This is a genomic window from Sphingomonas sp. AAP5 (genome assembly GCF_004354345.1).
Classification (GTDB): Bacteria; Pseudomonadota; Alphaproteobacteria; order Sphingomonadales; family Sphingomonadaceae; genus Sphingomonas; species Sphingomonas glacialis.
Window position 1 is genome coordinate 2,456,033 of record NZ_CP037913.1, and the last position, 26,480, is coordinate 2,482,512.

General features: G+C 66.1%; 27 protein-coding genes and 1 tRNA gene. 20 read left to right on the forward strand and 8 right to left on the reverse strand.

Features of this window, described 5'->3' with window-relative positions:
• Positions 1-9: 9 nt before the first annotated feature.
• The 5 genes from E2E30_RS11440 to E2E30_RS11460 all read left to right on the forward strand — a co-directional run bounded on the left by E2E30_RS11440 (position 10) and on the right by E2E30_RS11460 (position 3,859).
• Positions 10-210 carry a hypothetical protein gene (locus E2E30_RS11440; RefSeq protein WP_133189901.1) on the forward strand — a complete coding sequence of 67 codons (201 nt, stop codon included), beginning with the start codon at positions 10-12 and terminating at the stop codon, positions 208-210.
• Complete coding sequence (gene hpnK / locus E2E30_RS11445; RefSeq protein WP_133189903.1) at positions 207-1,031, forward strand: hopanoid biosynthesis-associated protein HpnK; 825 nt, start codon at positions 207-209, stop codon at positions 1,029-1,031. Before E2E30_RS11440 ends, hpnK begins: the two co-directional genes overlap by 4 nt.
• A gap of 14 nt (positions 1,032-1,045) precedes the next feature.
• Positions 1,046-1,948, forward strand: coding sequence for a ferritin-like domain-containing protein (locus E2E30_RS11450; protein ID WP_133189905.1), 903 nt, complete (start codon positions 1,046-1,048; stop codon positions 1,946-1,948).
• 356 nt (positions 1,949-2,304) lie between these two features.
• Complete coding sequence (locus tag E2E30_RS11455) at positions 2,305-3,279, forward strand: lysylphosphatidylglycerol synthase domain-containing protein (protein ID WP_133189907.1); 975 nt, start codon at positions 2,305-2,307, stop codon at positions 3,277-3,279.
• Between the two features lie 61 nt (positions 3,280-3,340).
• Positions 3,341-3,859, forward strand: a complete 519-nt coding sequence (locus tag E2E30_RS11460) for a hypothetical protein (RefSeq protein WP_133189909.1) — start codon at positions 3,341-3,343, stop codon at positions 3,857-3,859.
• Here the strand turns inward: E2E30_RS11460 and E2E30_RS11465 are convergent.
• On the reverse strand, positions 3,843-4,229 hold the full coding sequence (locus tag E2E30_RS11465; RefSeq protein WP_133189911.1) for a winged helix-turn-helix domain-containing protein: 387 nt from the start codon (positions 4,227-4,229) through the stop codon (positions 3,843-3,845). The genes E2E30_RS11460 and E2E30_RS11465 overlap by 17 nt on opposite strands.
• Before the next feature lie 115 nt (positions 4,230-4,344).
• Here E2E30_RS11465 and E2E30_RS11470 point away from each other — a divergent pair, with 115 nt between their 5' ends.
• Positions 4,345-6,396, forward strand: a complete 2,052-nt coding sequence (locus E2E30_RS11470) for an NAD(+) synthase (RefSeq protein ID WP_133189913.1) — start codon at positions 4,345-4,347, stop codon at positions 6,394-6,396.
• Positions 6,397-6,408: 12 nt separating this feature from the next.
• Here the strand turns inward: E2E30_RS11470 and E2E30_RS11475 are convergent, their stop codons facing one another.
• The 4 genes from E2E30_RS11475 to E2E30_RS11490 form a co-directional block, all read right to left on the reverse strand.
• Positions 6,409-6,849: a response regulator gene (locus E2E30_RS11475; protein ID WP_133189915.1), complete on the reverse strand. Its 441-nt coding sequence runs from the start codon at positions 6,847-6,849 to the stop codon at positions 6,409-6,411.
• Complete coding sequence (locus E2E30_RS11480) at positions 6,846-7,958, reverse strand: PAS domain-containing protein (protein WP_240698915.1); 1,113 nt, start codon at positions 7,956-7,958, stop codon at positions 6,846-6,848. The genes E2E30_RS11475 and E2E30_RS11480 overlap by 4 nt, the downstream gene beginning before the upstream one ends.
• A 142-nt stretch (positions 7,959-8,100) precedes the next feature.
• Positions 8,101-8,433 (reverse strand): DUF6481 family protein, encoded by a 333-nt coding sequence (locus E2E30_RS11485; protein ID WP_133189919.1) that lies wholly within the window; start codon positions 8,431-8,433, stop codon positions 8,101-8,103.
• Between the two features lie 36 nt (positions 8,434-8,469).
• Positions 8,470-8,559: transfer RNA gene (locus E2E30_RS11490), tRNA-Ser, on the reverse strand.
• 147 nt (positions 8,560-8,706) lie between these two features.
• Here E2E30_RS11490 and hspQ point away from each other — a divergent pair.
• Entirely contained in the window at positions 8,707-9,087 is a 381-nt protein-coding gene (hspQ, locus tag E2E30_RS11495; RefSeq protein WP_133189921.1) for a heat shock protein HspQ, read from the forward strand.
• A gap of 119 nt (positions 9,088-9,206) precedes the next feature.
• Here the strand turns inward: hspQ and E2E30_RS11500 are convergent, their stop codons facing one another.
• Positions 9,207-11,978 (reverse strand): TonB-dependent receptor plug domain-containing protein, encoded by a 2,772-nt coding sequence (locus E2E30_RS11500; protein ID WP_240698916.1) that lies wholly within the window; start codon positions 11,976-11,978, stop codon positions 9,207-9,209.
• Between the two features lie 489 nt (positions 11,979-12,467).
• Between E2E30_RS11500 and rplU the strand changes: the two genes are divergently transcribed.
• From rplU to E2E30_RS11515, 3 genes are all read left to right on the forward strand, one after another.
• Complete coding sequence (gene rplU / locus E2E30_RS11505) at positions 12,468-12,830, forward strand: 50S ribosomal protein L21 (protein ID WP_133189923.1); 363 nt, start codon at positions 12,468-12,470, stop codon at positions 12,828-12,830.
• Between the two features lie 13 nt (positions 12,831-12,843).
• On the forward strand, positions 12,844-13,116 hold the full coding sequence (gene rpmA / locus E2E30_RS11510; RefSeq protein WP_133189925.1) for a 50S ribosomal protein L27: 273 nt from the start codon (positions 12,844-12,846) through the stop codon (positions 13,114-13,116).
• Positions 13,117-13,283: 167 nt separating this feature from the next.
• Positions 13,284-13,835, forward strand: coding sequence for a GNAT family N-acetyltransferase (locus E2E30_RS11515; protein ID WP_206365563.1), 552 nt, complete (start codon positions 13,284-13,286; stop codon positions 13,833-13,835).
• A gap of 117 nt (positions 13,836-13,952) precedes the next feature.
• Here the strand turns inward: E2E30_RS11515 and E2E30_RS11520 are convergent, their stop codons facing one another.
• The gene (locus E2E30_RS11520; RefSeq protein WP_206365564.1) at positions 13,953-14,813 is read right to left on the reverse strand and encodes a metal-dependent hydrolase; all 861 of its coding nucleotides are present in this window, start codon (positions 14,811-14,813) and stop codon (positions 13,953-13,955) included.
• A gap of 54 nt (positions 14,814-14,867) precedes the next feature.
• Here E2E30_RS11520 and E2E30_RS11525 point away from each other — a divergent pair, with 54 nt between their 5' ends.
• From E2E30_RS11525 to lptG, 10 genes are all read left to right on the forward strand, one after another.
• Positions 14,868-15,464, forward strand: a complete 597-nt coding sequence (locus tag E2E30_RS11525) for a TetR/AcrR family transcriptional regulator (RefSeq protein WP_133189927.1) — start codon at positions 14,868-14,870, stop codon at positions 15,462-15,464.
• A 28-nt stretch (positions 15,465-15,492) separates the two neighbouring features.
• Positions 15,493-16,533 (forward strand): GTPase ObgE, encoded by a 1,041-nt coding sequence (gene obgE / locus E2E30_RS11530; protein WP_133189938.1) that lies wholly within the window; start codon positions 15,493-15,495, stop codon positions 16,531-16,533.
• Between the two features lie 30 nt (positions 16,534-16,563).
• The gene (locus E2E30_RS11535; RefSeq protein WP_133189940.1) at positions 16,564-17,121 is read left to right on the forward strand and encodes a Uma2 family endonuclease; all 558 of its coding nucleotides are present in this window, start codon (positions 16,564-16,566) and stop codon (positions 17,119-17,121) included.
• 43 nt (positions 17,122-17,164) lie between these two features.
• Complete coding sequence (gene proB / locus E2E30_RS11540) at positions 17,165-18,283, forward strand: glutamate 5-kinase (RefSeq protein ID WP_133189942.1); 1,119 nt, start codon at positions 17,165-17,167, stop codon at positions 18,281-18,283.
• 31 nt (positions 18,284-18,314) lie between these two features.
• On the forward strand, positions 18,315-19,223 hold the full coding sequence (locus E2E30_RS11545; RefSeq protein ID WP_133189944.1) for an NAD-dependent epimerase/dehydratase family protein: 909 nt from the start codon (positions 18,315-18,317) through the stop codon (positions 19,221-19,223).
• A gap of 61 nt (positions 19,224-19,284) precedes the next feature.
• Positions 19,285-19,527 carry an acyl carrier protein gene (locus E2E30_RS11550; protein ID WP_010185174.1) on the forward strand — a complete coding sequence of 81 codons (243 nt, stop codon included), beginning with the start codon at positions 19,285-19,287 and terminating at the stop codon, positions 19,525-19,527.
• A gap of 4 nt (positions 19,528-19,531) precedes the next feature.
• Positions 19,532-20,794: a serine palmitoyltransferase gene (gene spt / locus E2E30_RS11555; RefSeq protein WP_133189946.1), complete on the forward strand. Its 1,263-nt coding sequence runs from the start codon at positions 19,532-19,534 to the stop codon at positions 20,792-20,794.
• A 62-nt stretch (positions 20,795-20,856) separates the two neighbouring features.
• Positions 20,857-22,809: an ATP-binding protein gene (locus E2E30_RS11560; RefSeq protein ID WP_133189948.1), complete on the forward strand. Its 1,953-nt coding sequence runs from the start codon at positions 20,857-20,859 to the stop codon at positions 22,807-22,809.
• A 90-nt stretch (positions 22,810-22,899) separates the two neighbouring features.
• Complete coding sequence (gene lptF, locus E2E30_RS11565) at positions 22,900-24,099, forward strand: LPS export ABC transporter permease LptF (protein WP_189675456.1); 1,200 nt, start codon at positions 22,900-22,902, stop codon at positions 24,097-24,099.
• Positions 24,096-25,193, forward strand: coding sequence for an LPS export ABC transporter permease LptG (gene lptG / locus E2E30_RS11570; RefSeq protein WP_206365565.1), 1,098 nt, complete (start codon positions 24,096-24,098; stop codon positions 25,191-25,193). Before lptF ends, lptG begins: the two co-directional genes overlap by 4 nt.
• A gap of 174 nt (positions 25,194-25,367) precedes the next feature.
• Here the strand turns inward: lptG and E2E30_RS11575 are convergent, their stop codons facing one another.
• Positions 25,368-26,465, reverse strand: coding sequence for a fatty acid desaturase family protein (locus tag E2E30_RS11575; protein ID WP_133189950.1), 1,098 nt, complete (start codon positions 26,463-26,465; stop codon positions 25,368-25,370).
• Positions 26,466-26,480: the final 15 nt, after the last annotated feature.

Sequence of the window (26,480 nt, forward strand, 5' to 3'; positions counted from 1 at the left end):
GCCGAACCGATGACGATGACGCTTGCCGGAATGACGGTCAACGAGCGGCTCGCCGCGACGGGCCGGGTCGAGCTGTGGGAAGACGCGGTGCGCGCGCGGGATCGTACCGCGATGATCGCGCTGCTGCGCCGGATCGCGGTGCCCAATCCGCAGAACGTCGCCGACGCCGTGCTCGCCGACCCGGTGTTCTACGGTTTCGCGCCGGCGTGAAGACCGCCATCATCACCGCCGACGATTTCGGCGTGTCGATCGAGGTCAACGCCGCCGTCGAGCAGGCGCATCGCGAGGGCGTGCTGACCGTCACCAGCCTGATGGTGACGGGCGTAGGCGCGGCGGATGCCGTCGAGCGCGCGCGGCGGACACCGACGCTCGGGGTCGGGCTGCACGTCGCGCTTGCCGAGACGCCGCCCGCGCTGCCGCCGGCGCAGATCCCCGATCTGGTCGATGCGCACGGCAAGTTCCGCATCGAGTCGCTCCCCGTCGCTCTGAAACTCGTCGGGCTGAAATCGGTCCGCCGCCAGCTCGAGGCCGAGATCGAAGCGCAATTCGCTTTGTTCGAAGCGACCGGCCTGCCGCTCGATCACGTCAACACGCATAAGCACATGCACATGCACCCGGTGATCGCCGGCGTGCTGCTCGACGTCGGCTTGCGCCACGGCATGACGGCGATGCGCGCGCCGATCGAGGATCGCACGACGCTGGCCAAGTTCGAGCCCGTCAGCGGCATCGACATCGCCCGGCCCTTCGCCAAGCTCGTCCAGGTCGCGGCGCGCAAGCGTGGGGTCAAGGTGCCCGACCGCGTCTTTGGCCTCGCCTGGTCGGGTGCGATGCATGCCGAGCGGCTGCGCGGCGTGCTCGCGCATCTGCCCGAGGGCGTCAGCGAAATCTATCTCCACCCCGCCACCGGCCCCTATCCACTCTCGGCGCCGGGCTATCAGTACGAAGCCGAATTCGCCGCCTTGCTCGATTCCAACGCGCGCGCGATCGTCGCCGAGCGTGGTATAACCCTGGCGCGTTTCGCCGATCTGTAACCGGGAGAGACCCGATGAACTTCATACCAAAATCCATGGCCCCCGCCGGCCCCGCCCCCGGCACGCGCGTTCCGCTCGGCAGCGATGCGCACAAGACCTTGTTCTGCCGCACCATGCTCGACACGCACGACCCCTATCGCCCCGCGCTGATCGATTGGCCGGTGATCGACGAGGAAACGCGCCAGCGCATCGTGTCGCTGCCGATCTGGGACATCGCAGTCGCGACCGAAGGTCGCGCGGGCATGAACGTCAAGACGTATGGCGAGCAGATCGCCGATCCGTTGCTGCGCGACGCGATCGACATGAATGCGTATGAGGAGAGCCGCCACAAGATCGTGCTCGCCGACATGGTCACCTTCTACGGCATCGAGCTCCAGCCCGAGGAAGAGTATAAGCGTCCACGCGACCCCGAATTCGCCTTCATGCGGACGGGCTTTTCCGAATGCATCGACAGCTTTTTCGGCTTCGGCTTGTTCAAGATCGCCAAGGATACCGGCTTCTTCCCCGAGGAGCTGGTCGAGACGTTCGAGCCGGTGATGCGCGAGGAAGGGCGGCACATCCTGTTCTTCGTCAACTGGGTTGCCTGGCACCGCCGCACCATGCCGCTGTGGCGCCGACCATGGTTCGAGCTCAAGGTGTGGGCGGTGTGGATCGCGCTCATCTGGGAACGGATCGACATGGCCAAGGGCATGGGCGAGGACAATACCAAGGCGCAGGAGAACAATTTCACGCTCAACGGCTCGAAGGAGCTGGGCGTCGAGATCGAATTCCCCGAGCTCGCGGCGATCTGTCTTGCCGAGAACGACCGGCGGCTGTCGGTCTATGATCAGCGGCTGATCCGTCCGAAGTTTGTCCCTGGCGCGATCCGGCTGGTGTTGCGCTTTATGGGAAAGAAGAAAGCTGCCACAGCGGCTTAACTCTTTCGGAGATGGCGATACGTGGCTGGGGTTGAAGGGTTCGCGCAGCGGAGCAGAGGCGCAGAGATAGTGCGGAAGCCGCGCGCGAAGCGTTTCCATTCCGTTCGGAAGAAGCAAGCGCGCTGCGCCACGAGCGCACCCCCTCCGCGTCTCCGCGTCTCCGCGCGAATCCTTCCCCGGCCAGACTATGCGGGCCCCATAGGGGCCCGCGGTCCCGCCGCCCCAAACCCGTCACCCCGGCCCCGTGCCGGGGTCCACCGTGCCGCGCTCGCTCGGCCCGCAGGCCGCGCATCCCGGTGGACCCCGGGACAAGCCCGGGGTGACGAAGGTAGCCCAGCTCCAAGATCGGGGACGCGATGAGCCGCTCCGCCCGTATCGGGCTCCTCCTCGCAACGATCGTCGGCCTCGCCGTTGCCGCGGGGACCGTCGGCACCGTCGGGATCGGGCAAGTGCTCGCCGCGATGGCGTCGATCGGCTGGATCGGCATGGCGACGTTCGTGCTCTGGTCGGCGGGCGTGCTCGGCCTGCTCGGCATGGCGTGGCTCGCGGTCGCGACCGACCAGCCGAGCGAGCGGCTGTGGCTGTTCGTCTGGGCGCGCACCACGCGCGAGGCGGCGACCGATATCCTCCCCTTCTCGCAGCTCGGCGGGCTCGTCGTTGGCGCGCGCACGCTCGCCGCGTTCGGCGTGCCGCAGCCGGTGATCTACGCCTCGATGATCGCCGACATGACGACCGAGATGGCGGCGCAACTGATCTTTACGCTCGGCGGCGTCGCGGTGTTGCTGATGGTGCTGTCGCATGCCCCGATGCAGCAGGGGCTCGTGCCGCTCGCGCTCGGCGGGGTTGCGGCGATGATCGCGCTGATGCTGCTGTTCGTGTTCGCGCAGAAACCGGTGCTGAAACTCGCCGGCTCGCTCGGTGCACGGATGCTGCCCGGATCGGTCGCGGCGATGGCGGCGGTGCGCGACCAGCTCGACGCGATCTATCGCGAGCCCAAGCGCGTCCTTCTCGCCTTCGCCTTCAACCTCGCGGCGTGGCTGGCGAGCGCCACCGGGGCGTGGATCGCGCTGCAGTTCATGGGCTCGCACGTCCCGCTGTGGGCGGTGCTGATGATCGAAGCGCTGATCTTCACGCTGCGCAGCGTCGCCTTCGCGATCCCCGGTGCGATCGGCGTGCAGGAGGCGGCCTATGTGCTGATCGGCCCGCTTGTCGGCCTGCCGCCCGCGACCGCGCTCGCGCTGTCGCTGCTCAAGCGCGCGCGCGACGTGATCATCGCGGTGCCGGCGCTGCTCGCCTGGCAGGTCGGCGAGGCGCGGCGCGTCGTCTCGTGAATTGCCCGCCTTGGTGCGCCGCCGTATAGCCGGGGCGATCCTCCGGCCAAGGCGACCCTCGATGCGTTCCCTGTTCCTGCTGCTCGCCCCCGTCCTCGTCGCCGCGCAGGCGGCGCCGATGGAGCACGCGCCCGAGACCTGCCCGACCCCCGCCGCGCCGCTCCCCCCCGAACTGGCGGCGTGGAAGACCGGCCCGAGCCTCGCCGCCGCGACCGACCGCAATACGCTCGCCCGCACGCGGCTGACGGTCGGCCGCCGCACCGAGCTGATGCTCGCGCCCGCCGACACCGTCCGCTATCCCTTCGCCCCGTCTAAGCCGGGCGAGCCGACCAGCCTCGGCGGCATGGCGAGCTTCACCATCGCGCGCACCGGCACCTACCGCGTGTTGCTCGGCACCCCCGGGTGGATCGACGTGGTGAAAGGCCGCAAGGCGCAGACCTCGACCGCGCACGCGCATGGCGCGGCGTGCAGCGGCATCGCCAAGATGGTCGACTTCAAACTCGCGCCCGGTCGCTACGTGCTCCAGATCGCCGGCAGCAAGGCCGCCGCCGCGCCGGTGCTGATCACGAATCGTCCCTGACCGGCGGTAGCGGCACCGCGCGCAGCAAAGCGTCGAGCTCGGCCATAGCGCCGCTCCCCGCCGATTCGGCCAGCGCCGCCTCCAACGTGCGGTAAGCGGCGAGCACCGCTACGCCCGTCGGCGTGAGCGAAGCGCCCCGCCCCGCCCCGCCGCCGGCGACGGTCTCGACCAGCCGCTCGACGAAACACCGGTTCATGCTGTCGACGAGCAGCCAGCTGCGCCGATAGCTCATCCCCATCGCGCGCCCCGCGCCCGAGATCGACCCCTCGCGCGCGATCGCGTCGAGCAAATCGGCCTTGCCCGGCCCCATCGCGAGCTCGTCGCCGCAATAGAGCTGCGCCTTGATCTTGAGGCGGCCGATCCGGCTCATCGCGCCAGCCCGAGGCGCGCGCGTACGCGGATCTGCATTGTCGAACCTCCTGGTGATGGCCAACCGACCGTGCAGGGTGTCGCTTTCAAAAGCAAAGCCCGTTAAGCGCGTGTGGATGGCGAAGGCGCACCCGTTCCATTCGATCCACAGCCACGGGCTGATCCGCGTCGGCGCAGCGACCCCGCGCGCGACCGTCGGCGATTGCGCCGCCAACGCCGCGGCGACGATCGCGCTCGCCGAGGAGGCCCACGCCAAGGGCGCCGACCTGCTCGTCTTCCCCGAGCTCAACCTCACCTCCTACGCGATCGACGATCTCCACCTGCAAACCGCGCAGCAACGCGCGACCGAGGCGGCCATCGCCGCGGTGGCGGAGGCGACCACCAACCTGCGCCCGGTTCTCGTGCTCGGCGCGGCGCTGGTGCGCAACGGCCGGCTCTACAATTGCGCAGTGGTGATGGCGCGCGGGCGGATCCTCGGCGTGGTGCCCAAGACCTTCCTGCCCAATTACCGCGAATATTATGAAAAGCGCTGGTTCGCGAGCGGCTCCGGCCTGCCGGTCAGCGACATCACGCTCGCCGGGCAGACCGTCCCATTCGGCACCGACCTGCTCTTCGCCGCCGACGATCTCGCCGATTTCGTGCTCCATGCCGAAATTTGCGAGGATTATTGGGCGCCGACCCCACCCTCGACGATGGGGGCGCTCGCCGGCGCGCTGATCTGCTGCAACCTGTCCGCATCGAACATCGTCGTCGGCAAGGCGCGCGAACGCGCGATGCTGTGCGCCTCGCAATCCGCGCGCGCGGTATGTGCTTATGTCTTCTCCGCCGCCGGCTCGGGCGAGAGCACGACCGACCTCGCCTGGGACGGCCAGGGCATGGTCCACGAACTCGGCGAGCTGCTCGCCGAATCGACGCGCTTCGGGCGCGACTCGGAGCTGGTGCTCGCCGATGTCGATGTCGGGCGAATCGCGCAGGAGCGGATGCGCGTCGGCACCTTCAACGATTCGGCGCGGCTCGCGGGCGACCCCGAGACGCGCTTCCGCCGCATCGGCTTCACCCACCAGCCCGATTTCGGCGACATCGGCCTGCTCCGCGACCAGCGCCGCTTCCCGTTCGTGCCCAACACGCCCGAGAAGCTCGACGAGGATTGCTACGAGGCGTTCAACATCCAGGTCGAGGGCATTCTCAAGCGTTTCGAGGCGGCGAGGGCCGAGCGCCTCGTCATCGGCGTGTCGGGCGGGCTCGATTCGACTCACGCGCTGATCGTCGCCGCCAAGGCGATGGACCGCCTTGGCCGCCCGCGCGACCATATCCTCGGCTTTACGATGCCCGGCTTCGCGACGAGCGACGGCACCAAGGACAACGCCTGGGCGCTGATGCGCGCAATTGGCGTCACCGGGGCCGAAATCGACATCCGCCCCGCCGCGCGTCAGATGCTCGGCGACATGGGCCACCCGTTCGCCGATGGCGAACCGACCTACGACGTGACCTTCGAGAACGTCCAGGCGGGCCTGCGCACCGATTACCTGTTCCGCCTCGCCAATCAGCGCGGCGGGCTGGTGGTCGGCACGGGCGACCTGTCCGAACTCGCGCTCGGCTGGTGCACCTACGGCGTCGGCGACCAGATGAGCCATTACGCGGTCAATGCAGGCGTCCCCAAGACGCTGATCCAGTTCCTGATCCGCTGGTGCATCCGCACGAATCAGTATGATGGCGCCACCGACGCGATCCTCGCGGCGATCCTCGCCACCGAGATTTCGCCCGAACTGGTCCCCGCAGGCGCCGACGGCGCGATCCAGAGCACCGAGGCGCGAATCGGGCCGTATGCGCTCAACGATTTCTTCCTGCACCACGTCGTGCGCCACGGCATGGCGCCGTCGAAGATCGCATTCCTCGCGCTCCACGCCTGGCGCGATGCGAACGCGGGCCGCTGGCCGCGCGATTTCCCGGCGGCGGGGCGAGTCGCCTACGACCTCCCGACGATTGCCGGCTGGCTCGAGAAATTTCTCCACCGCTTCTTCGCGACGAGCCAGTTCAAGCGCTCGGCGATCCCCAACGGCCCCAAGGTCTCGTCGGGCGGCGCGCTCAGCCCGCGTGGCGACTGGCGCGCGCCGTCGGACGGCACAGCGCGGGTGTGGCTCGAGGAGCTGGCGCGCGGGCTGCCGTAACGGCGTCGGCGCTCAGCCCCAGCGTGTCTTGAGATGCGGGGAGGCGACGAGGCTCGCCGGACGCGGGATCGACGGCGGTGGATCGAACGCCCCGTCCGCCAGATACTTGATCGCGTTGACGACACCGGCGTGCGAAAATGGCTTGGCGATGACGCCGTGCGCGCCCGAGAAATCCGCCGGGATCTTCGAGACGTTCGCGGTGACGAAGATGATCAGCGTGTCGGGCCAATGCTGGCGGATATAGCTGCACACCTCGAAGCCGGTCGAATTGTGCGCCAGATGGAGATCGACGAATGCGAGCTGCGGATTGAGATCGTCGGGCAGCGCCTGCACGTCCTGCAGGCTGGCCGCCTCGGCGAGGACGCGATGCCCGCTATCCTCGATCATCGCCTCGATATCCATCGCCAGGAGCATTTCGTCCTCGACGACCAGCACTTCCATGATCCGGGTCATGATCGCATCTCGGTCTTGGGGAAGGTGATCGTCACGCACGTGCCGGGCTTGGCGTCGCGCCACGTCGCCTCGGCATTGGCCTGCCGTGCGAGACGCGTGATCAGCGACGTGCCGATGCTCCGGCTGCGCTGGCTCGAGGGCATGCCGGGACCGTCGTCACAGATCTTGATGATCCCGTGATCCTCCTCGCCCTCGACCAGCAGGCTCAAACTGCCCGACCGGCCGTCGGCGAACGCGTGCTTGACGGCGTTGGTGAGGATCTCGTTGAGGATCAGGCCGAGCGCCGAGGCGTTCGCCGCATCGACGAACAGCGGTTGCGCCTTGATATTCAGATCGATGTCGCCCCGGCCGCTCGACCCCACCACGTCGGAAATCAGGTTTTCCGCAAAGCTGCCGATATCGAACCGCGCGATATCCGACGATTGGTAGAGCTGGCGATGCACCACCGCCAACGCATCGACGCGCTCGAGCATCGAATCGAGCTTGGCTGCGATCGACGGATCGTCGATCGTGCGGACTTGCAGGCGCAGCAGCGATCCGATCATCGTCAGATTGTTTTTGACGCGATGATCGACCTCGTGGAGCAGCAGCGTCTTCGCCTCGAGCGCGGCGCGCAGATCGGCGGTGCGGCGCTCGACTTCGCGCTCGACCAGCAGTTTCTGGTCGTTGATGATATTCTGCGCCTCGACGCGCTCGGTCACGTCGAACTGCGAGGCGAAGAAGAAGCGCACGACGCCATCGGCGTCGCGGACGGGCGACAGATACAGCGCGTTCCAGAAGGTCGTGCCGTCCTTGCGATAGTTCAGCAAGTCGACGTCGACGGCGTGCCCGTCGCGGACCGCCTCGCGGATTTCCGCGATCTTGGCAGGATCGGTGTCGGGCCCCTGGAGGAATCGGCAATTGCGACCGATGATTTCTTCGCGATCATAGCCCGTCAGGCGCTGAAACGCGACGTTGCAGAAAACGATCGGATTGTCGGGCTGTGCGGGGTCGGTGATGACCATCGGCATGCGCGTCGCGCGAACCGCAGCGGCAAACGGATCGCCGCGGCCGTGTTCATACTCGAGCACGTCGGTAAGATGCCAGTCGTCGCGTTGTCTCAAGATCACCTCCGGCGTCTAGCCAGATGGCTGCGCGCGGAATGTAACGTCAGTTAATAAAAAGCGTTCCTCACCAGCGCACTGGCGCACACGCTATCGCGACATGCGGATCGCGTCGAACGGGGAGACGCCCCCCGTTCGCGCCGGACGCTTACTTGCGGCTTTTCCGCGCGGCGTAACGCGCGTCGCGCGCCGCCTTCTTGTCGATCTCGGCCTGGATCGCGGCCTGCTCGGCATCCTTGATCGCCTGCTCGGCGGCGGCGGCCTTGGCGAGCTTGTCGAGGCGGGCCTGTTCGAGCGCGGCCTTTTTCTCTTCGCGCTTCTTGGCTTCGGCCTCTTCCTTCGCTTCACGCGCGGCGGCGCGGGCAGCGACGACGGCGGGATCGACCGGCGGCTTGGCCTTCAACTTCTCGAGGGCGCGCTGCTTGGCGTCGGCCGAGAGGGCGGCGCGGTCTTTGAAGGAAGGTTCTTTGTAGGATGCCATGTGGCGGGCTTTAGCCTTGTCTTGCAGATAAGGAAATGGCGGAGAGGGTGGGATTCGAACCCACGGTACCCGTGAGGGCACGCCGCATTTCGAGTGCGGTACATTCGACCACTCTGCCACCTCTCCGCGAGGTCATATGATGCCGTCTGTGAGGGAGACCCACGAAGCGGCACCGGTCGGTGAGCGGGCGCCACTAACGCAGTCGATCGGGGAGCGCAAGGCTTTGCCGCAGCATTCTCTTGTGCAGCGCGGAACAGGGCCTAAGTTAGACCCATGCACCGCACCCCGATTACCTCCCCGCCCTTCTCCGCCGAAATTCCGCTGGCGCCGATCAGCCACGCACGCTTCGCGATCGGCGACGTCGTGCGCCACCGCATGTTCGATTTCCGCGGCGTGGTGTTCGATGTCGATCCGGTCTTCGCCAACAGTGACGAATGGTATGACGCGATCCCGGAGAACATCCGGCCGCGCAAGGACCAGCCGTTCTACCATTTGCTCGCCGAGAACATGGAGTCGAGCTACGTCGCCTATGTCAGCCAGCAGAATCTGGTGCCCGACGATCTCGACGAGCCAGTCGATCATCCGGCGATCTCGGGGCTGTTCGGCGAGTATGAGGACGGCAAATATCCGCTGCGGCGCGAACACCGCCACTGATGCGCCGCTGCGCGTGACGAGGAGAAAGGGGCGGTGGATCGTGCGATCCGCCGCCCCTTTTCGTTGGTCGTGTCGCAACCCAGGCCCGGGAGCATCGCTACCCCCGGATCATGCTACCCTCAGTATTTGACGCGCAGGCGGGCGTAGTAGAACCCGCCGTTCATGCCGAACGGTCCGCCCGAGCGTGGATAGACCTGGCCGTCGTTCAGCCCGCCCGAAAGCGCATAGATCGGGTTGACCGGCGATGCCTTGATCTTGTCGGGGAAGGTGTTGAACAGGTTGTTCGCGCCCAACGTCAACGTGAAGTGCTCGGCAAAGGTGTAGCTGACGTGGAGGTCGAACAACGCCTTCCCCCCGAAGATCTGCGACGGCGGTGCCGTTGTTGCGCCGGCGGCCGGTGCGACGAGGTTGTACTCGAGCGCGTTCGACCACTCGCCGAAATAGTTGGCGCGCGCGTTGATCGAGAAGTCGTCGACCTGCCACCCGGCCGAGGCGGTAATGCGGTGGCGCGGCGCGAGGTTGGCGATGTTATATTGCTGCTGCAAGCTGACCAGCGGCTGGCCGGTGGTCGTCAGCTTAATGTTCTTCGCCTTCAAATTGTTGTAGCTATAGGCCAGCGTGAAGTTGATCGGCCCGCCCAGCAGCTTGGTGCGATAGTTCGCCACCGCCTCGATCCCCTTTGACGAGACATCGAAGCCGTTGGTGAAATAGTTCACCACACCGCCGAGACCGACCGACGCCAGCGCCGGCAGCGCCGTGATGTTCGCCGGGGTCACCGTGAAGTTCTGCGAGATGCCGATGCGGTTTTTGATCTGGATGATGTAGCCGTCGACCGTCAGCGAGAGCGCGCTGGTCGGCTTCAGGACGATACCCGCCCCATAATTGGTCGACCGTTCGGGCTTGAGCAGCCCCGCGCCGTAGAATTGCGCGATCGCGCTCGACGTTGGATAGGTCCCGGTCTGCACCTGATTGCCGCCGAGGAAGTTCGTCGTCACGACCTGCGTGTTGTTCTGGCCCGGCGAAGGCGCGTGGAAGCCGTTGCCGACCGTTGCGCGCAGCGACACCGCGTCGGTTACGCGGAACAGCGCGTTCGCCTTACCCACCAAGACGCCGCCGAAGGTGTTGTAGTTCTCGTATCGGCCCGCAAAGCCGACCGTCAGCGCCTTGGTGATGTCGGTTTCGGCACCGACGTAGAACGCATAGCTTTTCTGGGTCGACACGCCCGCAAAGTTCGGGCTGGTGCCGCCATAGCCGCTGGCGGCCGGCGACTGGGTCGCGGTGACAGGCTGGACGGCGCCGTTGAGCAGGACCGGCACGCCGGCTGCATCGCGCACGATGGTGCGCTGGTACACGCCCGGCGCGACCAGGTCATAGAGTGGCTGCGACGCAAAGGGCCCTGCACCATAGGATTGCAGGTCACCGGTCGTCTTTTCATACCGCTCGCGGCGATACTCCGAACCGGCCGAAAGCACGATCGGGCTGTCGAAGCCGACTTCGAGCGGATAGGTGAAATCGGCGTTCAGCGTGATTTCGCTTTGGATCAGCTTGCCGAACTGAAAGCTCGTCTGGCTCTGCGGGCCGTAGGATGCCGACAGCGAGTTGTTCATCGACAGGTCGAGCGAGTTGCGGCTCAACGTCCCCGACAGGTCGTAGGTGAAGCCGCTGCCGGTCTTGCCCTTGAAGCCCAGCGTCCCATAGATTTGATCGACCTTACCGATGAAGCGCGGCGTAAAGCCACCCGGATAGAGGCTCGCGAAACTGTAGGTCGCGCCGTTGTTCAGCGGGAATTGCGTCGACGCCGAATTGACAAAGCCACCCGTCGGGCAGGTCGCATTCCCTGCAGGGCAGGCCGTCGTGAAGATCGGGTTGAACGATCCGTTGCGGGTCAATGTCACCGTTGAGTTGGCCGTGCCATCGTTGCGAACGAACCCGCCATTCGTCTGCGACGGGCGATAGTTGAAGCTCTGGTTGGTCTCGCTATGCGCCAGGTTTCCGGTGAAATAGATTTGGCTCTGCGCGCCCACGTCGAGCGCCGCATTGGCGAACAGCTTGTAGCCATGGCCCGGCGAGGTTCCCCAGATCTGCGCCGGGTTCGGCACGGTGAGCGCGGGGTTGTTCGCCTGGATGGTGATCGCGCTGGCGCGCGTCACGCCGCGGCTGGTCTGGCCCTGGTCGTAATATTCGCCCGCAAGGCTGACGAAGCCACGTTCGCCGAGCTTCAGCCCACCGTATCCCGAAAAGATCTTGCTTTCGCCGTCGCCGCGATAGGTCTGTCCGTAAAGCGCCTGCGCCTCGAAGCCGACGTCCTTGCGAATCGAATAGTTGAGCACCCCCGCCAACGCGTCGGCGCCATATTGCGCGGTCGCGCCGTCGCGCAGCACTTGCAGATTGCCGATCGCGATCGCGGGGATGTTGCCGATGTCGGAGCCTTGCGACCCGAACGACAGCGCCGTGTCGGCACCGGTATAGACGTTGACGAGCGCCGAGCGATTGTACCGCTTGCCGTTGATCATGACCAGGATCTGGTCCGCCCCCAGGCCGCGCAGCGACGGCGCGCGCACGAAGGTCGATGCGTCAGAGATGGTGTTCTGCGGGACGAAGAAGGACGGAACGAGATTGCGGACGGCGTCGAGCATGTTCACCGCCGGCTGCTGAGCCAGCTCGGCTGAGCTGATCACATCGATCGGCGATGCCGAATCGGTGACCGATCGATCGGTCCGGCGCGTGCCGATGACGACGATGTCGCTCGGCGCTTCCTGCGCAACGGCGGCTCCCGCTGCGGTGGTCAGCGCCTGTGCCGGCGCCTCGGGCGCCGTGGCGGGTGCCGCGAACGCAGGTGATGCGCTCAGACCGGCAGCAAGTGCCAGCAACGAAACGGACTGTCTGGACATCACGGCTATTCCCCCTGTTTTGATAGATTTCACCTGAACCTACACCGTATCGTGCACCGCCCGGATCGGACGCGCACAGTCCCCCCTGCCGCTCAACCCGGCATTTACAGAAATACTATTCGACTTCAGACATGCGCTTCTTCAGCGAACACAGAGACTTCTGCGCCGCAGCCTGCACTGTGGAAACCATGCTCTGCTGGAGACTCTCCGGCACTCGTGCTGCGCCGGATTCGTCTTCGCCTCGTCTGTTCCGAATCGGATTGCGCCACAGGTCGTTTAGCGATGCAACATAAACTTCACGATCGGGCATCCACTCATCCAAAATAGGGCGATTTCGGCCCTACTATTGCGTTTGAGCAACGCTTTTGCAGCGCATCGCCCGCACCTCGGCGGTTGACAGCGAGCTCGCTCTCGCATAGCTGGCGCTTCTTTCCCGCGCTCGGCTTGCCGTTGCGTGGAGCACAGGTATTTTTGAAGGTGATGAGGGCCATGTTCGCAATCGTGCGCACAGGCGGCAAGCAGTATCGCGTTGCCGCCGGAGACAAGATCGTCGTCGAGAAGCTCGACGGCGAAGCTGGGGCGTCGATTACGCTCGGTGACATTCTGCTCGCGGGCGAAGGCTCGGAGATGGCATCGCTCGAGGGCCTGACGGTCACCGCAGAGATCATCGCGCAGGCGAAGGCCGACAAGGTCATCGTCTTCAAGAAGCGTCGTCGCCACAACTATCGTCGCAAGAACGGCCATCGTCAGCGTCACACGATCCTGCGCATCACCGCGATCGGCGACCATAAGGCAGCCGACAAGAAGTCCACCGAAGCAGCGGCGCCCGAAGCGTCGGCCGCTCAGGCGTAAGGAGTAATCCCAGATGGCACATAAGAAAGCAGGCGGCTCTTCGCGCAACGGTCGCGATTCGGCAGGCCGTCGCCTTGGCGTCAAGAAGTTCGGTGGCGAAGCCGTCATTCCGGGCAACATTCTCGTGCGTCAGCGCGGCACCAAGTTCTACCCGGGCGTCAATGTCGGCATCGGCAAGGATCACACCCTGTTTGCGCTGACCGAAGGTCGCGTGACTTTCCACCAGGGCAAGCTCGGTCGCAAATTCTGCTCGGTAGAGATGCCGGCAGCGATTGCCGCTGAATAACATCGGGTAACCGGACGGGTTGCCCACCAGGGCGACCCGGGACCGCGCAAGCGGACCGAACAAGGGAGACGGGTCGCCCCGGCTCCCTTTTTTCATGCTCCCTCCCCACCCATTGTCCTTCGTTCGTCATGCAAGACGGGCAAAGGGCGGCGACGAGGAGAGTATCGATGTTTGCTCGGACCCCGAGACTGACGCTGCGGCCCGGCTGGCCGGAGGACGCGGCTGCGCTGACGCAGGCGATCGCGCATTTCGACGTGGCCTGCATGCTGTCGCGGCTACCCTGGCCCTACACCAAGGCCGATGCCGAGGCGTGGCTCACGCGCGCGCCGGGTGCGGACGAGGTCAATTGCCTGATCTTCAGCCACGAGCACGCCTATCCCGAACTGGTCGGTGCGATATCGATCCTCCAGCGCGACCCCTGCGGCGCGCACGAGCTCGGCTATTGGCTGACGCCGAGCGCGCGCGGGCGTGGCTATGCGACCGAGGCGGGCAAGGCGATGCTCGGGATCGCCCGGTATGCGATCGGTCTCGACCGGCTGCGCGCCAACCACTTCATCGACAATCCCGCATCGGGCAAAGTGCTGGCCAAGCTCGGCTTCCGGCCGACTGGAGAGGCGATGCTCCACAGCATCGCGCGCGGCGCCGAGGCACCATGCGCGACGCTCGAGCTCGATCTGGCCGAAGAGACGCACGGCGCAGTCTTCAGCCTGGCGGCGTGAGGCTGCGTCACCCCGGCCTCGTGCCGATGTTCATGCGAGGTGCGCGGTGTCAACGGTGAGCGCGACACCGCGGTCTCGCATGACGCCGGATCGATCTTGGCACGACGGGGCGTGGGGTCAGGCCGCGACCGCCACGCGCGGCAGAACCGCATCGGCATAATCGCTTTCTGCGAGTGCGATCAGCTTGCGGTCATCGTGGTTCCATGGGTGGAAGCCCGGTAGGAAGAAGGCGACCCACGCGCCGAGGATCTTTCGCGCCATCCCCGGCTTGCCGAGCGCGTACCACACGATCCCGCAATGCGCGCGTACACCCGTGATCCCGTCCTGCCGCAGCAGCTCGAGCATCCCCTTATAGCGTCCAGCGAAGAACTTCTGCGTCGTGCCGATCATCACCAGCGCCTTGATCTTCCAGCGCATCCAGCGACTCCAGTCGCGCGTCGCATGGAGCCAGGTGTCGTAGGCGACACCCTTATGCTCGATCTCCTCGGCGGCGTGCCAGCGCCACAGCGCCGCCGCCTGCTCGTCACCGCCTGCCAGGTGGCGCGGATCGGCAATCAATTCGTGCGCCAGCATGGCGGTAAAATGTTCGAGCGCCATCGTCGCGGCGAGGCTCGCGATCGGCGGACGCCCCTTGGTCAGCGCGAGCGCTTCGTCGATATGCTGTTCGAGGAGCTTGGTGCCATATCCCTGGTCGGTGACATGGCGATTGAACGCGACATGCTCGCGCGTGTGGATCACTTCCTGCTTGATGAAGGCCTGGATCTCGGCGTGGAGCCGCGGCGGCGTGCCCTCGCGGAAATTGCGGACGCTGTCGACGAAGAACCCCTCGCCCTTCGGAAACGTCACCGACAGCGCGTTGTAGAACGCGGTCGCGAACGGATCGTTGTTGAGCCACCAGCGCCGCATCTGGACGCCGCGGCCGAAGCGCAGGTCGCGCGGGGTGATGGTGAGATCGGCGGGACTGGTTGCTTTCGCCACGAAAACCTCCAAACAGCAAGACAACAGGCCTCGAATTAAGCGTTACTTACAACAGTGTCAATAGTCCGCAAACGTCTCAGCCCCGAAGAATCGCGCGAGGCCGCGATCGAGGCCGCCCGCGCCCTGCTCGTCGAACAAGGTCCGCAGGCCGTCACGCTCAAGGCCGTCGCTGCGCGAATCGGGCGGACGCATGCCAATCTGCTGCACCATTTCGGTTCGGCGGCGGATCTGCAGAAGGCGTTGATCACGCATCTCGCCGATACGATCACCGCGCAGATCGGCGCGGCGGCCAAGCGCGCGCGCGCGGGCGAGCAGGATCCGCGCGTCGTCGTCGACATGACCTTCGACGCCTTTGCGCAGGGCGCGGGGGCGATGGCGAGCTGGATGATCCTGACCGGCAACGAGGATGCGCTCGACCCGATCCTCGAGGCGATCCACCGGCTGGTCGACGATCTCGCCGCCGATCCCGACATGGTCGGCGGCAAGCCGATCCATGAGGAAACGCTGCAACTGGTGCTGATGGCGCTGGGTGATTCGCTGCTCGGCGGGCCGATGGCGAAGGCGCTCGGCCTGCCGCTCGGCAAAGCGCGCGAGCTCGCGCTCGAACAGCTGATATCGGCGCGCGTGGCGCTTCCCGCAGCGACTGGCTAAAAATCGTATCTTCGGCTAAGGGCCGCCGATGCATTTTCTAGACCAAGCAAAGATCTTCGTCCGGTCGGGCGCGGGTGGCCAGGGCGCCGTCAGCTTCCGCCGCGAAAAGTTTATGGAATATGGCGGCCCCGACGGCGGCAATGGCGGCAAGGGCGGCGACATCATTTTCGAGGCCGTGCCCGGTCTCAACACGCTGATCGACTTCCGCTACACGCAGCATTTCCGCGCCCCGCGCGGGCATGGCGGGTCGGGCTCGAACCGCACCGGCGCTGGCGGCGATGATCTGCTCATCCGCGTTCCGGTCGGCACGCAAGTGCTGTCCGAGGACAAGGAGGAAGTCCTCGCCGATTTCACCGTGCCGGGCGAGCGCGTCGTCTTCCTGCGCGGCGGTGACGGCGGGCGCGGCAACGCGACCTACAAGACCTCGACCAACCGCGCGCCGCGCCAGCACGGCACCGGCTGGCCGTACGAGGAAATGTGGATCTGGCTGCGGCTGAAGCTGCTCGCCGATGCAGGTCTCGTCGGGCTGCCCAATGCCGGCAAATCGACCTTCATCAATGCGGTGACCAATGCGCAGGCCAAGGTCGGCGCCTACCCCTTCACCACCGTGCGCCCGCAATTGGGCGTCGTGAGCCGCCACAATCGCGAATTCGTGATCGCCGACATTCCCGGCCTGATCGAAGGCGCCGCCGATGGCGCGGGGATCGGCGATCGCTTCCTCGGGCATATCGAGCGCTGCAAGGTACTGCTGCATCTGGTCGATGCGACCGAGGACGATCCTGTGGGTAACTACCGGATCGTCCGTGGAGAACTCGACGCGTACGGCGCGGGGCTTGTGGATAAGCCGCAAGTCATCGGGCTCAACAAGATCGACGCCTTGGATCCCGCCGAGGTCAAGAAGCTCGTCACCAAGTTGAAGCGCGCGAGCAAGGCCGATGTCCTTCCGATGTCGGGCGCAGGCGGCACGGGGATCGAGGCGGTGGTCGAGCGGCTGATCGAGGAAATCGGTCCGCCCGAGGGCGCACCGGCGCGCGATGATGATTCGCCGGGGGAATGGTCGCCGGTTTGAGACCGGTCGCGGGTATGATATGAGCAGGGCATGGCTACGCGTCCTGTCTATCCGCTGCTGACCGCCGAGCAATTCCTTGAAATCGACTTCGGCGATCTCAAGGCGGAACTCGACAATGGCGTGATTCGGATGATGGCGGGCGGGACCCAACGCCACGCTCGTGTGCAGAGCAATCTCATCGTAGCGCTCGCCCCACGTCTTCGCGGGACGGGCTGCGCCGCCTATGGACCCGACATGGCGACCAGAACGCGCGACATGTCGATCCGCTATCCCGATGTCAGTGTGTTTTGCGGGCGCGAAAGCGCTGAGCATGACGCCGACACGTCCGCACCCGACCCACGAATCCTCTTTGAAATTCTATCTGACGGCACGGCCCGAACGGACCTGGGGATCAAGCTCGCCGAATATCGGGCGCTGCCGAGTGTGGATACGATTGTCTTTGTCGACATCGCGATCGAGCGCTTGCGCGTGATCCAACGTACCGGTCCCAACGGGTGGAACGACACCACGCATAGCCTTCCGCTCGATCTCCCCCTCCCCGCACTCAGTCTCACGATCGCGCACGACGAGATCTTCGCGCGCGACTGAACGCGGTTGGCGCACGCCGCGCTGCGCGCTAACGCTCGTCGCAATGTCCGTCTTCGCCCCCGCCGCTTGCCCGCGCCTGATCGTCAAGGTCGGCTCGTCGCTGCTCGTCGCGCCCGATGGCACGGTGCGGCGCGGCTGGCTCGCGAGCCTCGTCGCCGATATCGCCGCGCGCGCGCGCGCTGGTCAGGAGATCGCAGTGGTCTCCTCGGGCGCGATTGCGCTTGGTGCGCGGCGCCTGAAGCTCCCCAAGGGCGGCCGCGCGAGCCTGGAGGACGCGCAGGCCGCCGCCGCGACCGGGCAGATTGCCCTTTCGCAAGTCTGGGCCGAACTGCTCGGCGCCGAGGGGCTGACCGCGGCGCAGATGCTCGTGACGATCGACGATCTCGAGGATCGCCGGCGCTATCTCAACGCCTCGGCGACGCTCGGGCGATTGCTGTCGCTCGGCGTCGTGCCGGTGATCAACGAGAATGACAGCGTCGCCACCGCCGAGATTCGCTTCGGCGACAACGACCGTCTCGCCGCACGCGTCGCACAAGCCGCGGGCGCGCACGGCGTGATCCTGCTGTCGGACATCGACGGACTGTACGATGCCAACCCCAACACCAATCCGCACGCGACGCTGATCCCGCGCGTCGAGCGAATCGACGCACGAATCGAGGCGATGGCCGATGGCGGGTCGGGCTCGGGCATGGGCTCTGGCGGGATGGTCTCGAAGATCGCAGCGGCGCGAATCGCGACCGCAGCGGGAGCGCATCTCGCGATCGTGTCAGGGCATGTTGACCATCCGCTCGCCGCATACGACACGAGCGGGCGCGGCACGGTGTTCGTCGCCGAGAAAACCGCGCCGGCGCGCAAAGCCTGGCTCGCGGGCGGGCTGACCGCCAAGGGCGACATCACGATCGATGCCGGCGCCGCGGCCGCGCTGCTCGGCGGCAAGAGCTTGCTCGCGGCAGGCGCGACAGCGGTTTCGGGCGGCTTCGCACGCGGCGATCTGGTCGCGGTGGTCGGCCCCGACGGGCGCACGCTCGCGCGGGGGTTGAGCGAGTATGACATGGCCGACGCAATCGCGATCACCGGCAAGCGCAGCAGCGATCATGCCGCGATCCTCGGCTACGCGCCGCGCGCCGCGTTGATCCATCGCAACCATATGGCGTTGCTGTGACGCGCTCCGTCCTGCTGAAGGAATTCAATTCATGAGCGTCCTCGCCCTCACCGGCGGCACCGGCTTCGTCGGATCGCATGCGATCACGCTTGCGCTCGCCGCGGGACACGACGTCCGCGCCCTCACCCGCCGCCCGCAACCGCCGCGCGCAGGCGTCACCTGGATCGAAGGCGCGCTCGACACATACGACGCGCTCGATCGCCTCGTGATGGGCGCGGACGCGGTCGTCCACATCGCGGGCGTGGTCAACGCACCCGACCGAGCCGGCTTTGCCGCGGGCAATATCGCGGGCACGCAGGCGATGATCGACGCCGCGACTCGCGCTGGCGTGCAGCGCTTCGTCCACGTCTCCTCGATCGCCGGACGCGAGCCGTTGCTGTCGAATTACGGCTGGTCGAAAGCCGAATCCGAACGCGTCCTCGCCGCGTCGGGGCTCGACTGGGTCGTGGTGCGTCCCCCCGCGATCTATGGGCCCGGCGACATGGAGATGCGCGACCTGTTCCGCATGGCGTCGCGCGGCATCGCCTTGCTCCCGCCGGGCGGGCGTGCGTCGATCATCGCCGCCGATGACATCGCCGATCTGCTGATCGTCCTCGCCACGAACGCAACGCCGCGGCTGATCCTCGAACCCGACGACGGCCGCCCCAATGGGTGGAGCCATGCCGAAATGGTCCGCGCGATGGGCATCGCGGCCGGACAACACCGCGTGCTGCCGATCGCGCTCCCCAAGGCGATCCTGACGCTCGGCGCGAAACTCGATGGCGCGTTTCGCGGCACGGGTGCCAAGCTCACCGCCGACCGCGTCGGCTATCTTTCGCATCCCGACTGGGTCGCCGACCCCGCCAAACGCCCCGACCCCGCCCTATGGCATCCCAAGGTGGCTACGGCTGCGGGGTTTGCCGAGACGGTGGCGTGGTATCGCGCCAACGGCTTGCTATAGGCTTGCTGCAAAACTGCCGCATTTGTGCGGCAACGACGATGAGAGTTATCAAGGACCGACCATGAGCGACCGCCAGGCCATTTACGATACCGTCACCGCACAGATCGAACCCTTCAACAAAAAGGGCGTCACGCTGAGCGATGCGACGACCTTCCAGGGCGATCTCGAATGGGACAGCCTGACAGTGATGGATTTCGTCGCCGCGATCGAGGACGAATTCGACATCATCATCACGATGAACATGCAGGCCGAGATCGAGACCGTCGGCCAGCTGGTCGACGCCGTTGCCAAGTTGAAGGGGTGATTCGATGACCGATGCCGGCCTTGTCGCAGAGAAGCTGCCCGTCGATCCCGTCGAGGTCGCGCCGGAACGCGACCTGATGTCGAAATTCGACGCGCTGATCGCCGAACGCCAGGCGCTGATCGACACTGGCGTCACCGATCCTTTCGCGATCGTGATGGAGCAGGTCAAGTCGCCGACCGAGGCGGTGATCGCCGGGCGCGACACGATCCTGCTCGGCACCTACAATTACATGGGCATGACCTTCGACGCCGACGTGATCCAGGCAGGCAAGGACGCGCTCGACCAGTACGGATCGGGCACCAACGGCAGCCGGATGCTCAACGGCACCTTCCGCGACCATATCGAAGTCGAGGACGCGCTGCGCGATTTCTACGACGTGTCGGGCGCGATCGTCTTCTCGACCGGCTATATGGCCAATCTCGGGATGATCTCGACGCTCGTCGGCAAGGGCGAATACGTCATCCTCGACGCCGATAGCCACGCCTCGATCTATGACGGCTGCAAGCAGGGCAATGCCGAGATCGTCCGCTTCCGCCACAACGACGTCAACGATCTCGACAAGCGCCTCGGGCGCTTGCCCAAGGACGCCGGCAAGCTCGTCATCCTCGAGGGCGTCTATTCGATGCTCGGCGACATCGCCCCGCTCAAGGAAATGGTCGCGGTCGCCAAGAAGCACAATGCGATGGTGCTGAGCGACGAAGCGCATTCGATGGGCTTTTACGGCCCCAACGGGCGCGGCGTGTACGAAGAGCTCGGCTGCGAGGGCGATGTCGATTTCATCATCGGCACCTTCTCCAAATCGGTCGGCACCGTCGGCGGCTTCTGCGTGTCGAACCACCCCAAGTTCGAGGCGATCCGCCTTGCGTGCCGCCCCTATATCTTCACCGCGTCGCTCCCGCCTTCGGTCGTCGCGACCGCGGCCACCTCGATCCGCAAATTGAAGCATGCGCACAAGAAGCGCGCGCAGCTGTGGGAGAATGCCCGCTCGCTGCATGCCGGGCTGAAAGCGCTCGGCTTCAAGCTTGGCACCGAAACCTCCGACAGTGCGATCATTGCGATCATCCTCGATGACCAGGAACGCGCCGTCGCGATGTGGCAGGCGCTGCTCGACGGCGGGCTCTACGTCAACATGGCGCGCCCGCCCGCGACTCCGGCAGGCACCTTCCTGCTGCGCTGCTCGCTCTGCGCCGAGCATACGCCCGCGCAGATCGCGACCGTGCTCAAGATGTTCGAGGCTGCGGGCCGAAGCCTGGGCGTGATCGGCTGAACCCCCGACCAGACCGCCGCTCGGGCCTATTCACCAGTTTTGCCATAGGTTAGACTGATCCGATGAGCGGGACAGTGGGCGAAGCGAGCGACGAGGATACGTCGCGGTCGATCTGGCGCACCATCACGCTGGTCGTGGTGGCGGCGCTGGGCGTGTTCGTGCTCGTCGCGCTGATCCTGACGCTCGGCGAGGCCAATCGCCAGCGCGACCGTGCGCTGAAACTGCAGACGCACAGCTACGAGGTGATGATCCTTTCGGCGAACCTGTCGGGAACGATTGCGCGCGCCGAGGCGTCGCTCGGGCGCTACGTCATCAGTGCAGACACCAATCTCGGCCAGACCTATTCGGCCGACTGGCAATTGGCCGGCCAGCAACTCGCGCGGCTCGACCGGATCACGCGCGACAATGCCGAGCAGCAAGCGCTGATCATCCCGTTGCGTCGCGCTTTCGACGCGCGCGGCGCCGAGCTGTCGACGATCGCGCTCAATACTTTCTACAAGCGCAACGGCCAGGCGATCCCGCTCTATTACAAGGCGCGCCAGTCGGCCTCGCTGAGCCAGATCGACGACCTGCTCGACAAGATCGGCGCTCAGGAGCGCGCGCTGCTCGCCGACCGCACAGGGGATGCGATGCGCTCGGTCGCCCGCTCGAGCGGCCTTGCCAGCACGCTGTCGGTGCTCGGCATCCTGCTGCTCGTCGGCGCGGTGGCGCTCGGCTGGCTGACCGTCACCGCGCTCGGCCAAAGCGCGGTCGCACGCGCCGAGGCCGATGCCGAACGCGACCGCGCGATCGAGCTCGAGGCCGCGGTCGAGCGCGCCTCGGCGGTATTGCTCGCGCAGGAAAGCAAGCTGCGCCAAGTCCAGAAGATGGAAGCCGTCGGCCAGCTTACCGGCGGCATCGCGCATGATTTCAACAATATGCTGGCGGTCGTGCTGGGGGGGCTGGAGCTCGCCAAGCGCCAGCTCGGGGCCGAATCGAGCGCCGCGCACCGGCATATCGACAACGCCACCGAAGGGGCCAATCGCGCCGCCGCGCTCACGCGCCAATTGCTCGCTTTCTCGCGCGAAGAGGCGCTGCGCACCGAACCGATCGAGCCCGTCGCATTGGTCCTTGGCATGTCGGACTTGCTCGACCGTACGCTCGGTGACGGCGTATCGGTCGCGGTCGATGCCGCGCAGGACGCCGCCTGGCTGGTACGCTCGGATCGCCACCAGCTCGAAAACGCCGTGCTCAACCTCGCGGTCAACGCGCGCGATGCGATGAACGGACGCGGCAAGTTGACGATCACCGCCGCCGGGGTCACGCTTGCCGAAGGTGCGGTCGGGACGTGCCATGCCGGCGACTATGTCGCGCTGAGCGTCGCCGACAGCGGCTGCGGCATGAGCGCCGATCTGCTCGAGCGCGTGTTCGAGCCGTTCTTCACCACCAAGCCGGCGGGCAAAGGCACCGGGCTCGGCCTCAGCCAGGTGTTCGCCTTCGTCCGCCAGGCCGACGGCCAAGTAGGGATCGAATCGGTCGTCGACCAGGGGAGCATCGTGACGATGTACCTGCCGCGCTACCGCGAAGGATCGGCGGTCGCGCCGCGGGTCGAGACCGCGCCCGATACGGTGATCGAACATCTAGCCCTCGACATTCTGGTGGTCGAGGACGATCCGCGCGTGCTCGCCGCGACGATGGGCGCGCTCGAGGAACTCGGCCATCGCCCGATCGCGTGCGACGATCCGCTTGCCGCGCCGGGGATGCTGGCACAGGCCGCGCACGTCGACTTGCTTGTGTCCGATGTTTTGATGCCGGGGCAGACCGGCCCCGAAATGGTGGCGGCGTTGCTGCCGGCAAACCCCGAGCTCGCTGTCCTGTTCGTCACGGGCTATGCCGGCGAAGCGGGCGGCGAGGCCGAATTCGGCGGGCATCACGTGCTGCGCAAGCCTTTCACGCTGGTCGCGCTCGAACGCGCGGTCGCCGCCGCGATCGCCGCGCGTGCTGCAACGATTCTAGACCGCCTTGCCGCCGCGTGATTTGGTAGCTGACGCGGCGTCTGCGGCTCGATATAGCCGCGCGATGCGGGTGTTCCCCTCCCTCCGGCCAGAAGCCCTTCGCCCCAGCTCATGAAGTCCATCGACCGCTATCTGGTGCGATTGATCGCGGTGCCGCTCTTTGCGACGCTCGTCATCTTCGCGATGCTGCTCGTGCTCGACCGCATGTTGCGGCTGTTCGATTTCGTCGCGACCGAGGGTGGCCCGGTCAGCGTAGTGTGGCGGATGCTAGCCAATCTGCTTCCCGAATATTTCGGGCTCGGCATCCCGGTCGGGCTGCTGCTCGGCACGCTGCTCGCCTTCCGCAAGCTCGCCACCTCGTCCGAGCTCGACGTGATGCGCGCGGTCGGCATGAGCTACCCGCGGATGCTGCGCGTGCCCTATATGTACGCGATCGCGCTCTGTGCCCTCAATTTCGCGATCGTCGGCTTCGTCCAGCCCGATGCGCGTTACAATTACGAGAAGCTGCGCTTCGAGCTGCGCACCGGCGCGCTCGGCGCGTCGATCAAGGTCGGTGAGTTCACGCATTTCGGCAACGACATGACGCTCAGGATCGAAGAGAGCCACGACAATGGCCGCCGCCTGTCGGGCATCTTCCTGCGCAAGGACGACAATAAGGGCGGCTCGATCGCGGTGACCGCCGAGACCGGCCAGTTCTTCGCGACCGACAATCCCGACGAGATCATCTTCCGGCTGACCAACGGCACGCTGGTGCGCACCGAAGCCAAGGTCGCGACGCCGCGCGTGCTGCGCTTCAGCAGCAACGACCTGCCGATCCCGCTGCCCAAGACCGAGAATTTCCGTGTCCGCGGCGGCGAGAATCTCGAACGCACGCTGCCCGAGCTCGCGCGCATCGGCAGCGACCGCAAGGCCGACAAGGAACTGCGCGACACCAGCCGCGCTGCCTTCCACTTCCGCACCGCCGAAGTGCTGTCGATCCTGCTCCTCCCGCTGCTCGCACTCGCGCTCGGCATCCCGCCCAAGCGCTCGACCTCGGCGCTCGGCGTGTTCCTCGCGATCATCATGATCGTCGCCTATCACAAGGTGAACGAATATGCGCAGGCAGTCGGCGGGCTCGGCAAGATCGATCCGGTACTGGCGATCTGGATCCCGTTCACGGTGTTTGCCGGGCTGACGCTGTGGATGTTCTACACGATCGCCTATGTCCCCGGCGGGCAACCGATCGGTGCGCTCGAACGCGTCTTCTCGAAGCTCGCGAAATCTGTCCGCAAGCTGCTCCCCGGTCGTCGCGATAAGGGCGCCAAGGCATGATCTCGCTCGAACTGTTCCCGTCGCGCACCGTCTCGCTCTACATGGGCAAGATGTTCCTGATCCGCACCTTTGCGGTGCTCGCGATGTTCGTGCTCGTGCTCCAGGCGCTCGACTTGCTGAGCGAGAGCGGCCACATCCTGGCCTATGCCGGCAACGGCCAGGCTGAGATCACGCGCTATCTCACGCTGCGCATTCCCGAGATCATCGCGACCTTCCTGCCCTTCTCGGTGCTGCTCGGCACGATCATCACGCTGTCGACGCTCAACCAGAACAGCGAAGTCATCGCGCTGAAAGCATCGGGACTGTCGGCCCACCAGATCCTCGCGCCGTTGCTCGTCGCGAGCCTCGGCGTCGCGATCATCTCGTTCAGCTTCAACGACCGCATCGTCAGCCGCGCGACCGCGACGCTCAATCAGTGGCAGAAGGTCGATTACGGCCCGATGCCGATCGACCGCGGCGACCGCGCCAATGTCTGGGTGCGCGACGGCGACGATCTGATCCAGGTCGAACAGGTCCGCGGGCATGGCGATGCCGCCAAACTCGGCGGGATCACGCTGTTCGACCGCGAGGGCGGCAGCCTCGTCGCGGTCGTCTCGGCCAAGATCGGCGTGCGCGTGTCGGGTGGCTGGAAGGTCGGCCCGGCGACTCGCTTCGACGTGGCAAGCGGCAAGCTGACGCGACTCCCGTCGCTCGTCATCGGTCGCGACGTTCGGCCCGACCAGTTCACGCTTGCGACGATCGACGCCAACGGGCTGTCGTTCGGCGGGCTCCACTCCGCGATCGCTGATCTGAAGGCCGGAGGACGCCCGACCAAGGCGCTCGAGGGCGCGATGTGGCACAAACTGTCGGGGCCGTTGTCATCGATGCTGATGCCGCTGCTCGGTGCGGTCGCGGCGTTCGGGCTGGCGCGCTCGGGCAAGCTGTTCGTCCGCGCGGTGATCGGAATGATGCTCGGCTTCTTCTACTTCGTCGCCGATAATTTCGCGCTGGCGATGGGCAATCTCGGCGCGTACCCGCCGTTCCTCGCCGCGTGGGCGCCGTTCCTGCTGTTCCTGATGATCGGCGAAGCGGTCCTGATCCGCACCGAGGAATAAACGCCTACCGCCTGCCCCACCGGAACAGGCGCGCGACACCATTGCATCCTAGGGAATAGCAGGTCCCCGGCAAAGGTCCGGGTCCGGGCGTGGTGGGCTCGCTCGTGAGCAGTGGACCGGCATGCTACTGGGCCCCAGCCCTCGCCGGGGAACGCGCGAGCCGGAGGGGCGAACCTAGCCGCGGCGTCCCATCGTGCTGCGCACCAGCCGTGAGACCAGCCCCGGCAGCCCCTTATAGCTCGCCTTGTGATACGGCGATTCGGGTGCGAGCGCAGCCGACAAGCGCCGGTGCGCCTCGGCCAGGCCGTGATACGGCACGCCCGGGATGAGATGATGCAGCGCGTGATAGCGCAGACCGACCGGCGCCCACAGCACGGGCAGCAACGCCGGCGGCGGCACATTGACCGTGTCGAGATATTGCGCCGTGACGGTCATCGTCTCTCCCTCATTCTCCCACAAATGCGCGACGAGCGTGCGGACCTGGTTGAGAACGTAGGTAACCGACAGGATCGCCCCGAAGATCGCCGCCTGACGCAGCGGGAGCACGCCCGTCGCGATCAGCACGATCAGCGTGATCGCCCACACGCTGCACGCAATCTCGAGCAGCAGCATCTGCCGCGCGACGTCGCCCTCGGGCATGCGCCGGCGGAACGACGGGTTGATCGACAGCGACGAATAGCGCTCGATCAGCGTGCGGCGCAGACCCGGCACGACGAGCGACAATGGGCTCAGCACGCCGAAGCGGACCAGCAACGCGATCGGCGCGAGCAGCGCGGTCAGGATGAACACCGGCAACGTCCACGGCTTCATCAAAGCGAGCGGCAGATATTCGGGATCCTCGACCGTGCCGTAGCGCGTGCGGGCGTGGTGAAGGTTGTGGACGCCCTCATACATGAAGCTCGGCACCAACAGCGGCACGCCGGCGATCAGGTTCCAGCCAAGCCGGAAGCCGGGCACCGATGCGTGCCGCATATGCGTGATTTCGTGGATGAAGCTGCCCGCGCGATACAGGCCGAGAATCGCGACCAACGCCGCAACCAGCCCGAGGCCAAGCGACGGAGTCGTCATCGCGATCGCCAAGCCAGCGTAACCGACTCCCGCCGAAAGCAAGAAGTCGGTCCAATAGATAAGCGGGCGTGGCGCGTTGAGATCGCGCGTCAATTCCGCGACCGTGCGCAACATCGCGCGATCATCGGCAATGCTCGACAGCGCGACGCGCGGAGCAATCGTTGGCGCGGCCGCGCGCTGGTCCAGGGAAATCGAAGCGTTCATGGAGTGTGCCATTGC

Coding starts and splice junctions, on each gene's coding strand:
- E2E30_RS11440 (WP_133189901.1), top strand. CDS start 10: ATGACGATGACGCTTGCCGGAATGACGGTCAACGAGCGGCTCGCCGCG.
- spt (WP_133189946.1), top strand. CDS start 19,532: ATGACCGATGCCGGCCTTGTCGCAGAGAAGCTGCCCGTCGATCCCGTC.
- E2E30_RS11545 (WP_133189944.1), top strand. CDS start 18,315: ATGAGCGTCCTCGCCCTCACCGGCGGCACCGGCTTCGTCGGATCGCAT.
- E2E30_RS11450 (WP_133189905.1), top strand. CDS start 1,046: ATGAACTTCATACCAAAATCCATGGCCCCCGCCGGCCCCGCCCCCGGC.
- E2E30_RS11460 (WP_133189909.1), top strand. CDS start 3,341: ATGCGTTCCCTGTTCCTGCTGCTCGCCCCCGTCCTCGTCGCCGCGCAG.
- rpmA (WP_133189925.1), top strand. CDS start 12,844: ATGGCACATAAGAAAGCAGGCGGCTCTTCGCGCAACGGTCGCGATTCG.
- E2E30_RS11470 (WP_133189913.1), top strand. CDS start 4,345: ATGGCGAAGGCGCACCCGTTCCATTCGATCCACAGCCACGGGCTGATC.
- proB (WP_133189942.1), top strand. CDS start 17,165: ATGTCCGTCTTCGCCCCCGCCGCTTGCCCGCGCCTGATCGTCAAGGTC.
- hspQ (WP_133189921.1), top strand. CDS start 8,707: ATGCACCGCACCCCGATTACCTCCCCGCCCTTCTCCGCCGAAATTCCG.
- E2E30_RS11485 (WP_133189919.1), bottom strand. CDS start 8,433: ATGGCATCCTACAAAGAACCTTCCTTCAAAGACCGCGCCGCCCTCTCG.
- E2E30_RS11515 (WP_206365563.1), top strand. CDS start 13,284: ATGTTTGCTCGGACCCCGAGACTGACGCTGCGGCCCGGCTGGCCGGAG.
- E2E30_RS11455 (WP_133189907.1), top strand. CDS start 2,305: ATGAGCCGCTCCGCCCGTATCGGGCTCCTCCTCGCAACGATCGTCGGC.
- rplU (WP_133189923.1), top strand. CDS start 12,468: ATGTTCGCAATCGTGCGCACAGGCGGCAAGCAGTATCGCGTTGCCGCC.
- E2E30_RS11500 (WP_240698916.1), bottom strand. CDS start 11,978: ATGTCCAGACAGTCCGTTTCGTTGCTGGCACTTGCTGCCGGTCTGAGC.
- E2E30_RS11550 (WP_010185174.1), top strand. CDS start 19,285: ATGAGCGACCGCCAGGCCATTTACGATACCGTCACCGCACAGATCGAA.
- E2E30_RS11535 (WP_133189940.1), top strand. CDS start 16,564: ATGGCTACGCGTCCTGTCTATCCGCTGCTGACCGCCGAGCAATTCCTT.
- lptF (WP_189675456.1), top strand. CDS start 22,900: ATGAAGTCCATCGACCGCTATCTGGTGCGATTGATCGCGGTGCCGCTC.
- E2E30_RS11560 (WP_133189948.1), top strand. CDS start 20,857: ATGAGCGGGACAGTGGGCGAAGCGAGCGACGAGGATACGTCGCGGTCG.
- E2E30_RS11465 (WP_133189911.1), bottom strand. CDS start 4,229: ATGAGCCGGATCGGCCGCCTCAAGATCAAGGCGCAGCTCTATTGCGGC.
- lptG (WP_206365565.1), top strand. CDS start 24,096: ATGATCTCGCTCGAACTGTTCCCGTCGCGCACCGTCTCGCTCTACATG.
- E2E30_RS11475 (WP_133189915.1), bottom strand. CDS start 6,849: ATGACCCGGATCATGGAAGTGCTGGTCGTCGAGGACGAAATGCTCCTG.
- E2E30_RS11575 (WP_133189950.1), bottom strand. CDS start 26,465: ATGAACGCTTCGATTTCCCTGGACCAGCGCGCGGCCGCGCCAACGATT.
- obgE (WP_133189938.1), top strand. CDS start 15,493: ATGCATTTTCTAGACCAAGCAAAGATCTTCGTCCGGTCGGGCGCGGGT.